18 protein-coding genes are annotated in these 15,657 nt (G+C 40.8%); 1 reads left to right on the plus strand and 17 read right to left on the minus strand.

Translation table 11 applies throughout. From position 1 onward, the window contains the following. Window positions 1–104: 104 nt before the first annotated feature. From L2764_RS01040 to rpoE, 12 genes are all read right to left on the minus strand, one after another. The gene (locus L2764_RS01040) at window positions 105–632 is read right to left on the minus strand and encodes an Mpo1 family 2-hydroxy fatty acid dioxygenase (RefSeq protein ID WP_248938384.1); all 528 of its coding nucleotides are present in this window, start codon (window positions 630–632) and stop codon (window positions 105–107) included. A 155-nt stretch (window positions 633–787) separates the two neighbouring features. Beyond that, window positions 788–1,168 carry a holo-ACP synthase gene (gene acpS / locus L2764_RS01045; RefSeq protein ID WP_248938385.1) on the minus strand — a complete coding sequence of 127 codons (381 nt, stop codon included), beginning with the start codon at window positions 1,166–1,168 and terminating at the stop codon, window positions 788–790. 52 nt (window positions 1,169–1,220) lie between these two features. Further along, on the minus strand, window positions 1,221–1,958 hold the full coding sequence (gene pdxJ, locus L2764_RS01050) for a pyridoxine 5'-phosphate synthase (protein WP_248938386.1): 738 nt from the start codon (window positions 1,956–1,958) through the stop codon (window positions 1,221–1,223). Between the two features lie 40 nt (window positions 1,959–1,998). Continuing rightward, window positions 1,999–2,697, minus strand: coding sequence for a DNA repair protein RecO (recO, locus tag L2764_RS01055; protein WP_248938387.1), 699 nt, complete (start codon window positions 2,695–2,697; stop codon window positions 1,999–2,001). A gap of 48 nt (window positions 2,698–2,745) precedes the next feature. Beyond that, window positions 2,746–3,744 (minus strand): GTPase Era, encoded by a 999-nt coding sequence (era, locus tag L2764_RS01060; RefSeq protein ID WP_248938388.1) that lies wholly within the window; start codon window positions 3,742–3,744, stop codon window positions 2,746–2,748. Continuing rightward, window positions 3,741–4,418, minus strand: coding sequence for a ribonuclease III (gene rnc / locus L2764_RS01065; protein WP_248938389.1), 678 nt, complete (start codon window positions 4,416–4,418; stop codon window positions 3,741–3,743). Before rnc ends, era begins: the two co-directional genes overlap by 4 nt. A 2-nt stretch (window positions 4,419–4,420) precedes the next feature. Beyond that, window positions 4,421–5,338, minus strand: a complete 918-nt coding sequence (gene lepB / locus L2764_RS01070; protein ID WP_248938390.1) for a signal peptidase I — start codon at window positions 5,336–5,338, stop codon at window positions 4,421–4,423. A 293-nt stretch (window positions 5,339–5,631) separates the two neighbouring features. After that, complete coding sequence (gene lepA, locus L2764_RS01075) at window positions 5,632–7,422, minus strand: translation elongation factor 4 (protein ID WP_248938391.1); 1,791 nt, start codon at window positions 7,420–7,422, stop codon at window positions 5,632–5,634. Window positions 7,423–7,620: 198 nt separating this feature from the next. Further along, window positions 7,621–8,073 (minus strand): SoxR reducing system RseC family protein, encoded by a 453-nt coding sequence (locus L2764_RS01080; RefSeq protein WP_248938392.1) that lies wholly within the window; start codon window positions 8,071–8,073, stop codon window positions 7,621–7,623. Between the two features lie 54 nt (window positions 8,074–8,127). Then, window positions 8,128–9,060, minus strand: coding sequence for a MucB/RseB family sigma factor regulatory protein (locus L2764_RS01085; RefSeq protein ID WP_248938453.1), 933 nt, complete (start codon window positions 9,058–9,060; stop codon window positions 8,128–8,130). 33 nt (window positions 9,061–9,093) lie between these two features. Beyond that, window positions 9,094–9,723 carry a sigma-E factor negative regulatory protein gene (locus L2764_RS01090; protein ID WP_248938393.1) on the minus strand — a complete coding sequence of 210 codons (630 nt, stop codon included), beginning with the start codon at window positions 9,721–9,723 and terminating at the stop codon, window positions 9,094–9,096. A gap of 25 nt (window positions 9,724–9,748) precedes the next feature. Further along, the gene (rpoE, locus tag L2764_RS01095; RefSeq protein ID WP_248938394.1) at window positions 9,749–10,327 is read right to left on the minus strand and encodes an RNA polymerase sigma factor RpoE; all 579 of its coding nucleotides are present in this window, start codon (window positions 10,325–10,327) and stop codon (window positions 9,749–9,751) included. Window positions 10,328–10,525: 198 nt separating this feature from the next. Here rpoE and nadB point away from each other — a divergent pair, with 198 nt between their 5' ends. Then, window positions 10,526–12,142: an L-aspartate oxidase gene (gene nadB / locus L2764_RS01100; protein ID WP_248938395.1), complete on the plus strand. Its 1,617-nt coding sequence runs from the start codon at window positions 10,526–10,528 to the stop codon at window positions 12,140–12,142. A gap of 190 nt (window positions 12,143–12,332) precedes the next feature. Here nadB and L2764_RS01105 read toward each other — a convergent pair whose 3' ends face one another. From L2764_RS01105 to nhaA, 5 genes are all read right to left on the minus strand, one after another. Next, window positions 12,333–12,746 carry a protein YgfX gene (locus tag L2764_RS01105; RefSeq protein ID WP_248938396.1) on the minus strand — a complete coding sequence of 138 codons (414 nt, stop codon included), beginning with the start codon at window positions 12,744–12,746 and terminating at the stop codon, window positions 12,333–12,335. Then, the gene (locus L2764_RS01110; RefSeq protein ID WP_248938454.1) at window positions 12,727–12,966 is read right to left on the minus strand and encodes an FAD assembly factor SdhE; all 240 of its coding nucleotides are present in this window, start codon (window positions 12,964–12,966) and stop codon (window positions 12,727–12,729) included. Before L2764_RS01110 ends, L2764_RS01105 begins: the two co-directional genes overlap by 20 nt. A gap of 108 nt (window positions 12,967–13,074) precedes the next feature. Beyond that, window positions 13,075–13,977: a transcriptional activator NhaR gene (gene nhaR / locus L2764_RS01115; protein WP_248938397.1), complete on the minus strand. Its 903-nt coding sequence runs from the start codon at window positions 13,975–13,977 to the stop codon at window positions 13,075–13,077. Between the two features lie 76 nt (window positions 13,978–14,053). Continuing rightward, window positions 14,054–14,437, minus strand: coding sequence for a hypothetical protein (locus tag L2764_RS01120; protein ID WP_248938398.1), 384 nt, complete (start codon window positions 14,435–14,437; stop codon window positions 14,054–14,056). Continuing rightward, complete coding sequence (nhaA, locus tag L2764_RS01125) at window positions 14,434–15,609, minus strand: Na+/H+ antiporter NhaA (protein WP_248938399.1); 1,176 nt, start codon at window positions 15,607–15,609, stop codon at window positions 14,434–14,436. Before nhaA ends, L2764_RS01120 begins: the two co-directional genes overlap by 4 nt. Window positions 15,610–15,657: the final 48 nt, after the last annotated feature.

Genomic DNA, 15,657 nt, shown 5'->3' on the forward strand with positions numbered 1-15,657 from the left:
TTGCTCTCCTGTCTTTTGGTCGAGACTTGAGCGTACCTATACCGCGGTATAGGTGAAACCTATGCGAGTCACCTCGGCAGAGCCGGGGGGTTACCGTTTATTAATTAGCTTAACTTGGCTTCTTCCATTAGTTGACGTTTTCCAAGTGCAATAGGCGTTATTTTATCTTCAAGAGACGATAGCCAACCAAAATTAAAATAGAGCTCAGCCATCAAAAAGAATGGCCCAATGAGCAACTGATCTAAGTCATCAAAAAAGGCAGGTTTAGCCTTCTCAAAGTAATGGCCCACAAATTGGAAAATCCAACCAGTAACAAAAAGCCCTATTGCCAACCATAAAGCACCACTCCATTGAACAATACCGTTGGCAATAAAAAACATTAGAGCCATCGATACGATAAGCCCAAACGCTAAGCGGATATTCAATGCTAAATAATAAACAGACAGTGCTATTACGGCTAGCATATCAATCTCTAACCGATAATCGCCAAAAAGAATCGCCACCGGGGTTAAGGCTAACAAGATAAATACCGATAATACGATTAAGGGCACCCCAATGAAGTGAGTCATCACATTCCTAGTATTTAAATGGACACTCTTATAAGTTGATAATCTCTCTACTGCATTTCTCATTAATTGGCTTCCTTTTCACAATAATGCATCGCTGCTATAACCCTAATATACCCAAATCATCCAGAAATGCTAGTATTGACGCCCTCTATTAAACACGACACTTCACATAAAAAAAGCCCAATAAATGGACTTATACTTAACATTTGTTGTCTACATTAGGATTCTAAAATAACCGTCGCGACGGCATAATGCAGCTCATCGGCGATGGTCACATGAGCATTACACACTTTTAAGAACGCAAGCCTATCTGCCGCTCCACCCGTAAAATGAATATGCGGGGCACCGTAATCATCATTTGTAATTTCAATATGTTGAAATGACACTCCTCGTCCTATCCCTGTCCCTAAAGCTTTAGCCGCCGCTTCTTTTGCAGCAAAACGCTTTGCTAAATAACGAGCAGGTTGATTAATCGATTGAAAGTATTCAAGTTCATTCGATGTTAACACCCTTTTTGCTAGTTTTAATGGTACGCTAGCGACTAACTTTTCAATTCGCTCAATCTCAACGACATCAGTCCCTAAACCAACAATTGCCATAAATAGCCTCTCAAGCACATAACATCACGATTAATCATAAAATTCCGGTTCTCTACTCGCCACGTCGACCTTGTTGCATTAATCGTTTCATATCCTTAACCGCTGTAGCAAGCCCATCAATGACGGCACGTGCTATAATTGCATGGCCAATATTGAGCTCATACAACTCCGGAATAGCCGCGATAGGCTTCACATTGTGGTAGTGTAAACCATGACCCGCATTAACTATCAACCCTTTGGCGTGAGCATATTTTGCCATGTCAGTAATACGGCACAATTCAGCAGCTTCATCAGCCTCTGTTTTTGCATCCGCATAACCGCCAGTATGGATTTCAATCACCGGAGCGCCTACCTCAACTGCCGCATCGATTTGCGCTTTATCGGCATCAATAAACAAGGAAACCTTAATACCTTGAGCGCTCAAACGTGCAATAGCCGCCGCTATTTTTTCACGCTGTCCTGCGACATCTAAGCCCCCTTCAGTCGTTAGCTCTTCTCTTTTTTCAGGCACGAAGCACACATAAGTCGGTTTAACTTTACAGGCAATATCCAGCATTTCATCCGTCACCGCCATCTCAAAATTCATGCGCGTTTTTAATGTCTGCGCTAATACCTCAATATCTCTATCGATGATATGACGCCTGTCTTCGCGAAGGTGGACTGTGATCCCATCGGCGCCCGCATGCTCGGCCACGGCTGCAGCATGAACAGGATCAGGATAATGTGTGCCACGAGCTTGTCGTAAAGTGGCAATATGATCGATGTTAACACCTAATAAAATCTGGCTCATTGAATTTTCCTTTATTCTGTTTCATTATTTAATGCACATGTTATAGGGGTGCAATGGACTGGCGTTGCTTAAATAACGCCCTAGAATATAATGGTTTATTACCTAGAATACTGCCTAAAAGTTGCCGCATTAATTTTTTAGCAGTGAATAAATCATCACCCGTCAATGTTTGATTGGCTAAAGCCGACAACATACTGCCTTTAAAAAATTGATGTGCCGTAAAGGAGGTTGGGTAAACAGGCATAAACCCCTTATCGGGTAACAAACGATAAAAACCTTCTCCGGTAATAGGCATATCCAGAGGATCAAGCACTAAAGAAGGCATTGTGCCCAGCTCTTGTAACAACGCTAATTCAAAATAACGTAAATCTTGTTCTTTAAGCATTACCGCTATCGATAATAACGTTTGGTGATAATTAAAAAAAAGATGCTCGGCTTGATGCTCCACCGTTAAACAGCGTATGAGTAATTCATTCAGATAAAGGCCCGCATATAAACTATTCCCCAAAAGAGGCACTGCTGGGCTTGCGGCTTCGATCTGAGTTACGTTTTTAAGGGCACCATGACCTGATAAAGCAAATAACAAGGGTTGAAAAGGCTGGAGTATACTGCGGATCGAATTTTTTCTACCACCAAGGCGTGCGATAGCATCGACACGCCCTTGACCATCTACCAACAAATTAACAATAACGCGATTATCGCGATAAGGGCGGGTGTGCAACACATATCCACGCAGCATAAAATACTATCGACTTAATCTATCTTGCTGCCACCGACCCACTAACATTTATTCTTCACCATAACCTAAACTTCTGAGCGCACGTTCATCATCAGCCCAGCCAGATTTCACTTTCACCCACACTTCTAAAAAGACTTTATTATCGAATAAAGCTTCCATATCGAGACGCGCTTGAGTGGCAATGGTACGAATACGTTCGCCTTTCTTACCTATCACCATACGTTTTTGTCCACTACGCTCAACAAGGATCAAAGCATTAATATGATAAATTCCATTTTCCATCATTTTAAATTGTTCGATTTCAACGGTCGCATCATAAGGTAATTCATCACCTAAAAATCGCATTAGTTTTTCACGTACAATTTCTGATGCCATAAAGCGCTGTGAGCGATCAGTGACATAATCTTCAGGGAAGTAATGAGGTGACTCAGGCAAAGCGTTTAATGATAACTCCAAAATACGCTGAATATTCGTACCTTGAGTTGCTGAGATGGGCAAAATATCATCAAAAGGGAATTTGGTCGCCATCAATTCTAAATATGGAAACAGCGACTCTTTATCTTTAATGTTATCCACTTTATTAATCGCTAATACTATTTTTCTACCATCATCATTGTGGTGTAACTTCTTCAACACCATCTCATCATCGGCAGTCCAACTCATACCATCAACGACAAACACCACTAAAGCCGCATCGGCTAAAGAACTCGAAGCGGCACGATTCATCAAACGATTAATCGCACGCCTTTCTTCAATATGCAAACCCGGCGTATCAATAAAAACGACTTGTTTAGGCCCGTCAGTATGGATCCCCATAATACGATGACGTGTTGTCTGTGGTTTTTTAGACGTAATGCTGACTTTCTGCCCTAATATTTTATTCAGTAAAGTCGATTTACCCACATTAGGGCGACCCACAATGGCGACCATACCGCAATAAGTCACATCATAGTTTGAATGACGGGTTGATTTGTTCATTTGCGCCAGTAATTCATCTAAACTTGGTTCAACGCTTCCTTGTGCTGTTACCTCTTTCTTGTCACTCATTTCTTTATTAACTCCAGCACTTGGGCCGCGGCAATTTGCTCAGCTTTACGTCGAGAACTTGCAACACCCACAATAGGCTCATTGAGGCCTTTCACCATACATTCAACGGTAAAGGTTTGATTATGCGCTTCACCGACTGTTTTAACGACCGTATACACAGGTAACGGCTTCTTGAATCCTTGTAAATGCTCTTGTAGCAAGGTCTTTGGATCTTTCTGATCGACAGGTTTAATGCTTTTTAAACGGCTTTGATACCAATTTAAAACAAGCTGACGACAAGGCTCAATGCCCCTATCTAAATACACAGCCCCAATGATCGCCTCAACCGCATCGGCTAAAATAGACTCACGTCTAAAGCCACCACTTTTCAGCTCACCGGGTCCCAGTTTTAAATAATCACCTAGCTTAAATTCTAATGCTATTTCTGCCAACATTTTACCACATACTAGCGTGGCTCTCATGCGGCTCAAGTCACCTTCTTTGGCTTTAGGAAACTGATGATAAAGCGCATCAGAAATAACAATAGATAAAATTGAATCGCCTAAAAACTCAAGGCGTTCATTATGCTTACTCGCTGCACTACGATGAGTAAGTGCTTGATCAAGTAGCGTCAAATCTGTAAATTCATAGCCCAAAATACGGCATAATCTTGGGATATTCTTAATCGGTTCCATAGTTATTGAATTCCGCCTACACGGTTAAAGCGAACACCGGTTGGGATCCAAGTGGGTAAGAAATCTGACGCTTTACGATCAAATTCAAAACTCATCCAAATTGCAACAGCTTTACCCACAAAATTAGCCTCAGGGACAAACCCCCAATAACGACTATCAGTACTGTTATCACGATTGTCTCCCATCATAAAATAATGACCTTGTGGAACCACAAATTCACCAACGGGTAAATTGGGCTGTCTAAAATAATAATTAATCATATCAGGCCTAGCCGGATTGATTAAAATATCGTGAGTCACATCGCCTAACTGCTCTTTATAACGCAGCAGTGGTGTACCATCTTGGAAGAATTCACCACTATTCACTTCAACGCGTTTAACTAACTGGGCCGTAGGACAATCAATGCGTCCTTGCATGCAATTAGGTTTTATATACAATTGCTTATTACGATAAATAATCGTATCACCCGGCAAACCCACCACACGTTTGATATAATCAATTTTTGGGTTCTCTGGATATTTAAACACCGCCACATCTCCCCGTTTCGGCTCACCGGTTTCAATCAGTTTTTTACGCCAAACAGGATCTTTCAAACCATAACTGAATTTCTCAACTAAAATAAAATCCCCGACAAGTAATGTCGGCATCATGGATCCTGAGGGGATTTGAAACGGCTCATAAATAAAAGAGCGTAATATCAAGACAAACGCAATCACAGGAAAAATAGAACGTGCCGTTTCTACAATAGAAGGCTCGCGTATGATCTTTTCTGCACTTTCCTCACTCAATTCACTCGTCGCCGCTTGTGCTAATGCCAACTTTTCTCGGCGTTTCGGTGCAAACAAACGGGCATCAACTAACCATATAAGGCCACTAAATAGTGTCACAAGGACTAATATGAGGGAAAAATAAGCTGCCATAGTTAACGCACTCCTGCCACTCTTAAGTAATTAAATCACTATAAAATCAATAGTAATAATAAATTGTTCAACCATAGATAAAAGATACTCTATACGTACCCGTAGAAAATGGTTATCTTTGCTAGTTTATACAATAACATATTGTTTTAAATTATTTATTAACAAATAATCATTTAAAACAATTGCGGCATGACACAAGTAAACGTAAAAAAGATACGATTGCTGAATAAAAGCGCCGCAGAAACTGCGGCGCAACATAACCTAATCAATACCCTATTAACAAGCTTAACGGGCTAGTCATTCAATTTTAATGCCGCTAAAAAGGCTTCTTGAGGCACTTCCACATTGCCCACCTGCTTCATGCGTTTTTTACCATCTTTTTGCTTCTGTAACAGTTTCTTCTTACGTGATACATCACCACCGTAACATTTCGCGGTCACATCTTTACGTAAGGCTTTAATAGACGAACGCGCAATGATTTGACTGCCTATCGCTGCTTGAATGGCAATATCAAACATTTGACGCGGGATCAACTCTTTCATTTTATTAACCAATGCCAGCCCACGATAGCGTACATTGGCTTTATGAGTAATCATTGCTAATGCATCGACGCGATCACCATTAATTAAAATATCGAGTCTCACCATATCGGCTTCTTCAAAACGTTTAAAATTGTATTCTAACGAAGCATAGCCACGACTAGTTGACTTTAAGCGATCAAAAAAGTCCATGACAACTTCGGCCATCGGCATATCATAGGTAATGGCCACTTGATTACCGTGATAAACCATATTGGTCTGTACACCACGTTTTTCAACACATAATGTGATCACATTACCTAAATAATCCTTAGGCACTAGGATATTGGTCTCAACAATAGGCTCACGCATTTCTTCGATATTATTGACTGCAGGTAAATCAGACGGATTATCGACGTAAAGTATCTCACCATTAGTGCCGACAATTTCATATACAACGGTCGGAGCAGTAGTGATCAAATCAAGATTATATTCACGTTCTAAGCGCTCTTGAACGATTTCCATATGCAGTAAGCCTAAGAAACCAATTCGGAAACCAAAACCTAATGCTGAGGAGCTCTCTGGCTCAAAAAAGAGTGATGCATCATTCAAACTCAACTTATTCAACGCGTCACGAAAGTGTTCATAATCATCGGTTGAAATAGGGAAAACACCCGCATAAACCTGAGGCTTCACTTTCTTAAACCCCGGTAACGGTAATAAAGCACCATGCTTGGAATGCGTTAACGTATCCCCAACTGGTGCACCATGAATTTCTTTAATACCCGCAATAACATAGCCTACTTCACCGGTCCCAAGTTGAGCAGTATCGGTTTGCTTCGGCGTAAAAATACCCACACGATCAGCATTATGAGTCTGCCCTGTTGACATGACTTTAAACTTATCACCTTTGCGTAACACACCATGTTTAACGCGAACTAATGATACCACGCCTAAATAGCTATCAAACCAAGAGTCTATAATGAGTGCTTGTAAAGGTCCTTCAGTATTGCCTTCTGGAGCAGGGATCTTAAGGACAATATCTTCTAATACTTCTTTAATACCAATACCCGTTTTTGCAGAACATCTCACCGCATCAGTCGCTTCAATACCGACAATATCTTCGATTTCATCAGCAACGCGATCTGGATCCGCTTGGGGTAAATCAATTTTATTTAAAACCGGAACCACATCAAGATCCATTTCCAATGCGGTATAACAGTTTGCCAGAGTTTGCGCTTCTACACCTTGACCCGCATCAACGACCAACAACGCGCCTTCACAGGCCGCTAAAGAGCGTGATACTTCATAAGAAAAGTCAACATGTCCAGGAGTATCAATAAAATTTAACTGATATGTTTCACCGTTATTCGCTTTATAGTCTAAGGTGACACTTTGTGCTTTAATAGTAATGCCACGCTCACGTTCCAACTCCATTGAGTCTAAAACTTGCGCAGCCATTTCACGATCAGACAATCCTCCGCATTCCTGAATGAGGCGGTCTGATAGTGTCGACTTGCCATGGTCGATATGGGCAATAATTGAAAAGTTTCTAATATGCTTCATTATGCTGGGATGACTAAACTCGAAGTTGGAAAGAATTCTAAAAGTGCGGAATTGTACCTTATCAAACAGATAATACCAATCGTAATCATAAACATAAACCTGAGAAAAGCGAATAAAGGAAGGGGAACAAAGCCTCCGCCCCCTTATTTATCAAATAATTACGCCAACTTAAAGCGCATATCTCATTCTGTATAACACTTAAACGAGCTGATTAATTCGCTGACCAATATAAGCCAGAATCACAGGTTGAGCACTTTTTTCCATTAGTGCCGCTTTTTTCCGCGCCAAAGCCCAAGCCAGAACGCCCCCCGTCACACCCAGCATAAAAGCTGACATGTCTGAAGACATAAAAAAACTATTTGCCAAAAAAGCCCCCAGAAAAAAGCCCATTAAGGGGAATAAATACACCAAAGCTGCAGCTTTGAGTATCACGCTTTCGGGGAGGCCGATTTTTAGCCATTCGCCAATAGGGTACGCTTTATCACTTAAAATAGAAAATTGTTGTGCTTTCACAGAAAACGCTTTTGATACCGCAGAGGTTCCACAAGAATCATTATTATCACAATGATTACAAGCACTTTTTATTTCAACCTCGACTCTGATCCAACCGGTATCATCACAAGCGACAACTTTAGCCATTTCTTCCATCATAATACTTACCTATATACTCAATAGCCCTGCTTCACATTGCCAGCACAGTTTAGATTACTTAATCACAACACTTTTCGCTATTCGCGTTAAGGTCTCTGTCGGCACTTTCCCCACAGCTACCACTTCAACATTCCCCACCACTTCAGCCGACAAACCTAAACCATTACGAGTCACGAGTCCTTCAGGCAATGGGCTATCACCGACCTTAGAAATATAAACCGAAATATTGGCCAATCCATCACTTAGCGCAATATACTCCACGGTTTCATTATTACCCATTAGACGATGCTGATCATTTGTTTGCACCCTAAAACCTTGCGGCAACCAGCTGAAATCCCATTGCGTCTTTTTCGTACTCTGTGCTTGGACGACCACTGCTGGCCATTCTTGCTTCTTGGCTTCAATTAAAATAGCAGGCGCTTTATCTAATACCAGTAATTCCACCACGAGCAACTGTTCAAGCAACTGCTTATCCTTAGTCATTAAGTCATAGCGCAGCGGTAACGCCGTTTCCATGTCAAGCCAAATTTGATAACCAAAACGAAAATCATCTTTGGGAATTAAACGTACCAACTGGCTTGGGCGCCCCGCTAAACGACTCCGTCCACCTAATACAAATTGATATCCAGATTCTAATCGGCTGATGTCACCCGCAAAACCTGCCGGAAGTACACCGGGAATGCGTTTAGCGTTAACACTATAAGGTGCTTGTTTATACTCAATAAAACTAACGGTATTATCAACTCTCACCGCACTTTGTGGAGGACCATTAAGATATTCAAGAAAGGCCACTTCTTTAGCATCTACTTTTCCATGAATATACACTAATGGACTAATATGCTCAGCTTGGAGCTGAATAACGGATATTTTATATTCTTTCTCATGTAAAGCTTGGCTCATGTTTTCTAGCCAAGCTTTAGCAGACACTTCATCCTGAGCCAATGCAGGAAACATCATGGCTAAAAGAGCCAACCCTAAAATACGCACGTTCACTCTATTTAAAATTGATGACATAGATAATTACTGACTCTGTATTGCCTCTGTTTGGCTATTGTCATCTATATTCATATCACTATTCAACCTTTGTTGTAATTGATGGTCTTGAATATAAGCATTAATGCGTAATCTTTGATCTGCGACTTGATCATTTTTAGATGCCGAAGCCGAACTTTGTTGCATCGAACCTGTTTGTAAACTCACAGGGGATACACTCCCGACTAAAGGTCGAGTATTAAGCACTGATAACGGGCTCGTATCAACAGTATTACTTTGATTGTAATTATCAACACTAACAACAACCACTAAGGCAACACTGGCAGCAATCGCATATTGTCCAAACTGCTTAAATAAAGGCACTACTTTAGATTGTTGTTTCGATGATTGATTTGCTGCGGAGACATTTCGATCGATCTGTTCAGTTTTAACATCAGCCATATGATGGCATGGTTCTTGAGCAATTGCTTCAGCAATACTCATCGATAAGTCGATATTCAATACGCTCGGTAATTCATTACGCATTGCATCGCCTATTATTTGGTAATCACGCCATTTTTCATGTGAATCGATATCATTTGCTAATTCAGCCAACGTGTTATTATCGACTTCACCATCAACGGCTGCAGACACCCATTCCTGACCTAATTTATCCATTTCTCTACCTGTATCAATTTAAATGCTATCGCTCCAGCAAAGGCTGTAGCTTCTTATCGATTGCTTCTCGAGCTCTAAAAATACGCGATCTAACAGTGCCTACAGGGCAATCCATCACATTCGCAATATCTTCATAACTCATGCCATCAAGCTCACGTAACGAAATAGCCATCTTCAATTCTTGTGGTAATGTCTCTAAGGTATCAAAAACGACCTTCTGAATTTCATCTGACAACATTAATCGTTCTGGAGACGCAAACTCCTTTAATGCATCACTGCCATCATAATATTCAGCATCCTCAACATCGACATCATTTGCTGGCGCACGCCTTCCATATGCAACCAGATGGTTTTTAGCAGTATTGACTGCTATGCGGTACAACCAAGTGTAAAATGCACTTTCACCACGAAAATTAGGTAACGCTCGATAAGCCTTAATAAAAGCTTCTTGTACAATATCAGGCACATCAGCCTGATTACGCACATAACGAGCAACAAGATTCGCTACCTTATTTTGATATTTTAATACCAAAAGGTTAAAAGCATTTTTATCACCACTCTGTACACGTTCAACTAATTGTTGATCACTTATTTGTCCACTCATTCGAGCCGACTACTCCTAAATCTGTGCTGATTGCTCAGTCGCTCGAATTCATACATCTAGTATGTAGACTCACGAGTTAAAAAAAAGTTCTAAAAAAATATTCAAATGATGAATTTATCTTGTACTGACTCAACCTGTATCCATAATATCCATCTTAGTTTACTATAACCAGACCCACACAAGATACTATGATACCCGATGAAACAAGTAGTTGAACACCAATCTGACATTTTGGTTATTGGCAGCGGCGCTGCTGGTCTCACTTTAGCATTACATCTTGCTGAAAATTCTAAGGTTATTTTGCTCTCAAAAGGACCTCTCAGCGAAGGATCAACTTATTATGCTCAAGGAGGTATCGCCTCTGTTTTCGATGAAGAAGATACCATTGAATCTCATGTTTCCGATACATTAGTCGCAGGCGCAGGACTGTGCGACCCATCCGTCGTCAGCTTTACTGCTGAAAATGCCAAATCAGCCATTCACTGGCTCATTCGATGTGGGGTGGCTTTTGACAAGGAAGAAAACAAAGACGGGCATATCAGTGCTGACGCGGCTTATCATTTAACCCGTGAGGGTGGCCACAGTCACAGGCGGATCTTACATGCAGCCGATGCGACAGGTAAAGAAGTACAAGTCACCTTACAAGAGTGTGTACGCAGACACCCTAATATTCATGTCATGGAAAAGTACAATGCGATCGACTTGATCACCACACGCCGATCAAATCCCCCTGATAATCGAGTACAAGGAGCTTATGTTTGGAATAGAGATAGCGAACAAGTTGAAACCATCAAAGCACGTTTTGTCGCATTAGCCACTGGTGGTAGTTCCAAAGTTTACCAATATACGTCTAATCCTGACGTGGCTTCAGGAGATGGCATTGCCATGGCTTGGCGAGCGGGTTGTCGGATTGCCAATATGGAATTCAATCAATTCCATCCCACCTGTCTATATCATGCTGATGCGCATAACTTTTTATTAACCGAAGCCCTTAGGGGAGAAGGCGCTTATTTACGTCGTCCTGACGGTAGTCGTTTTATGCCCGATTTTGATGAACGTGCAGAATTAGCTCCTCGTGATATTGTGGCTCGCGCTATCGATTTTGAAATGAAACGACTGGGATCGGATTGTGTCTATTTAGATATTACTCATAAACCCGCTGATTTTATCATCAAACATTTTCCCACTATTTATCAACGCTGCTTAGAATTTGGCATCGATATCACAAAAGATCCCATTCCGGTTGTTCCTGCGGCTCATTATACTTGTGGCGGTGTAATGGCCGATCTTCACGGAAAAACTGATATCAACGGATTGTATGCCATTGGAGAAGTCGCCTATACAGGCTTACACGGCGCTAACCGTCTTGCCAGTAATTCATTATTAGAATGTCTGGTTTTTGCTCGTGCTGCAAGTGAATATATTAAAAGCCAATTACACAAGGTACCTATGCCGGGTAATATTCCACCATGGGATGACAGCCAAGTATCCAATTCTGATGAAGAAGTGGTGATTGCCCATAACTGGCATGAACTCAGGTTATTCATGTGGGATTATGTCGGTATTGTCCGATCCGATAAACGGTTAGAAAGAGCGATGAGACGCTGCTCTATGCTACAACAAGAAATCGAAGAGTATTATCAACATTTTCGCGTATCAAACCATTTATTAGAACTGCGTAACTTGGTTCAAGTAGCTGAATTGATTATACGCTGTGCAATGGATCGAAAAGAAAGTCGAGGGCTACACTACAATATTGACCATCCGAATAAGTCAAGCCACTCGAAACCAACCATCCTTCAACCAGACCCCTAATCCGCTCGGGCTAGTTGAAAATGCAGTATTCCGTTGGAATGATAAAGCCTTTGGCTGATCGCTAATGACTGCCAACATCAACAGACATCCCGTCATGAGATGCTATTGTCACATGAGTGGGCAGCGAGAATAGGCGTTAGTAAGGTATAAGCTGCAGCTGAAATCCTTCACTTAAGCTTGACGTTAAAAGTCATTTCTGGATTAATAACCGACATAAATGACGATAATTTATGTCGGTTAGCATATCAGCCCAAACGATCATCATGGAATACTGCTTCCCATCAAGATATTGATAATAAAATATCACCGCAAAAGGACTAATAAACGCCCTTCTAACCAAAGTAAAACGCCGTCCATCAGAAAAATGTCCCGCTCCAGAAGACATTAAACTGAATTGATATTGCCACGATCTTAACTGCCAACCTTGCCAAATAAAAAAAAGCATTAAACTAAGAGTAATTAACACTTTAATCGATAAATAAATAACATTATCGATTTGAGGCCACAGTAAAAATGAAGCAAAAAGTAATAAAGCAATAATGACTAACGATGATCGTTGGCCAAATGATGACTGAAGACTAAAATTAAGGTGCGTTTCGCCCACGAACTTTAACGATCATATCAGCAAATTCAGATACTTTGCATATCTCATGTCCCATAAACCAAGCAAAAAGATCAGGATCTTCACATTCTAATAACCGTACCAAAATCGCTTTATCTTCATTGCTTAATTGTTCATAGTGTTTATCAACAAAAGGCTGAAATAAAACATCCAGCTCTAACATGCCTCTACGGCACGCCCATCTCACTCTTGCAATCTTCATAGGCTCAGACAAGCTCGTACTCCCCGAATGTATTTATCTTAAGTAGCTAGTTTATCAGCCCCAATAGGAAGGTGTCGATATTCCATCATAAAGAAAGATCATCGAACCTTAACTCCCTAACTGATTTTTTCCTGCAAAGAAAGGAGTAAAATCCATTTCAAGTAAGCGCTTAACCGCAGGGTGCTGGATCATCCTTTCAGCAAACATAACATGATAATATTCTATTACTTCATCTGTTTCACCCAATAAATGCATGCCTCGTTTAATGACTTCTTGTTTATAAATACTGGGGACGACAAAAATGCCTTGATTTGAAAAACCAAATGCATTCATCATGGCCGCATCATCGAACTCGCCAAAAATACGCACCTTAAGCCCTTTTTCATCAAACCAATGCACCAGCTGCTGACCGAGTGATGTTCTACGCCCTGGGATCAATAACTTATCTTGCTCAAGACATGCCGGAAAGGGAGTCGACATAGGTCTATATGAAAAAAAAGCAACCCCACTCTGGCCTAATTTTTTAGATAAAATCTCTGGATATTTAAGTGATCCACCGGCGCAGTCAGACAAAATCATATCCAGTTTATGATCACGTAACCTAGCCATTAAATCCTCATGAGTCGATTCAAAGCAAGCAAGATGTAAACTACCGTCATGAGACATAACCGACAAGAGAATACGACTCACGAGTTCCTTGGATAATACATCAGCTACTCCAACTTCAAATAAGGTTTTTTCATCTTTCTGGTAATTAATAATATCCAGCATTTCATAGCTTAAGCTAAACATTTTATCCGCATAACGAAAAACCAGCTTACCCAGTTCTGTGGGGGATAACCGCCTTCCTTCACGCTTCAATAAACGCCCATTGAGACGGGCTTCTAACACCTTGATTTGTCCAGTAATGGTTTGTGGGGTTAAGCATAATGTTTCGGCCGCTTTAGCAACCGACCCTTTCTTTTGGATCATCCAAAAATAATACAGATGATTATAATTTAAATTAACCATCTAGTGATAACCTCTGTTCACGACTCAACTCTCTTAACTCTATCTAATTTATTATGATAAAAAAATAAAATATAGGTTACTTATTTCTATTACAATCCATTAAATTCAACATCACCCCCTTCAGTGCAGTAACATCATTAATATCACTGGTAATAAACGCCTCTCCAAGCCCTGAAACCAGCGATTCTCTATCTGGGATCCGTCCTTGGCAATAGGTGCGATTAGCGTCTTTAAAACGTTGACCACTTCGATATTTCAATGCCCTTTTTTCATAAGTGTTTGGCACAATATCCTTCTGAGAGCTGTCCATTCGATGCATTAATGCCCCATCAACCACCCCTTCTAAATAATCTTGGCAAATATCACTGCTTACATCTTTATTGCAGGCAGCAATTTGCGTTGCACTGACCTGCGATATCCAACATATTGACAAGAGTCCAATTAATATCTTTATTTTCATACATTCTCTCCCTTTTCATCTAACACTTTAGATAACCAGAAATAACCAATGACGGCAGAACAGATAGAACCAATTAAAATACCTAAGCGCGCTAAATCACCATAAATGGGATCGGCATTGATGAAAGCGAGTGAACTAATAAACATCGACATAGTAAAACCAATACCACACATCACAGCAACTGGAGCGATGTGCTTCCAACCCACCCCATCGGGTAATACCGCAAACTTTAATTTCACCGCAATATAACTAAATAACATCACCCCTATTGGTTTACCCAATAGTAACCCTAGCGCGATCCCCAAAGGTAATGGCGCAACCAAATAATCAATACTCATTCCCGTTAAATCAACCCCAGCATTAGCAAAAGCGAATACGGGTAAAATGAGAAACGTGCTCCAAGGATGTAAATCATGCTCTAACTTTTCAGAAGGCGAACTACCATCTTTTCCCCTCAATGGAATACAAAACGCAATAATCACTCCTGCCAGCGTCGCATGCACACCCGATTTTAAAACCGCAATCCATAAAATACTGCCTAACACCGCATAGGGAGCTAACGCCGTGACCCCTTTAACATTCAAACTCACCAACCCCATAATGGCAAAAGCAGCAATGATCATACTCAACATCGATAAGTCAGTGCTATAAAAAATAGCAATAATCACAACGACACCTAAATCATCCATAATGGCTAACGCCAATAAAAACACTTTTAATGATACAGGTACTCGACTGCCCAGCAATGCAATGATCCCCAGTGCAAAAGCGATATCAGTGGCCGCTGGGATTGCCCAAGCTGATTGAGCAACCGGATCAGAATAATTAAACAGTAAATAAATCGCCGCAGGAAAAATCATACCACCGATTGCGGCAAAAGTAGGCAATGATGCTTGAGCGGGGGTCGATAACGCGCCTTCTAATAACTCACGTTTCACTTCTAGCCCTATAAGAAGAAAAAATATTGCCATCAGACCATCATTAATCCAATGCAACAATGTTTTGTTTAAATCTAAACTACCCACACGAATTTGCATTTCTGTATTTAAAAAGTCTTGATATAGCCATGAAATAGGAGAGTTAGCGAGAATAAGCGCTAAAATCACAGCCAACATCAATAAAATACCTCCAGCGGATCCCTTATTCAGAAAATTTTTGATCACTCGTTCCATATTACTTCCTTTTTAGACCCTTACACTCGATTTAATCAGTGTAGCCGA

This window comes from Shewanella surugensis, assembly GCF_023284005.1.
Taxonomy (GTDB): domain Bacteria; phylum Pseudomonadota; class Gammaproteobacteria; order Enterobacterales; family Shewanellaceae; genus Shewanella; species Shewanella surugensis.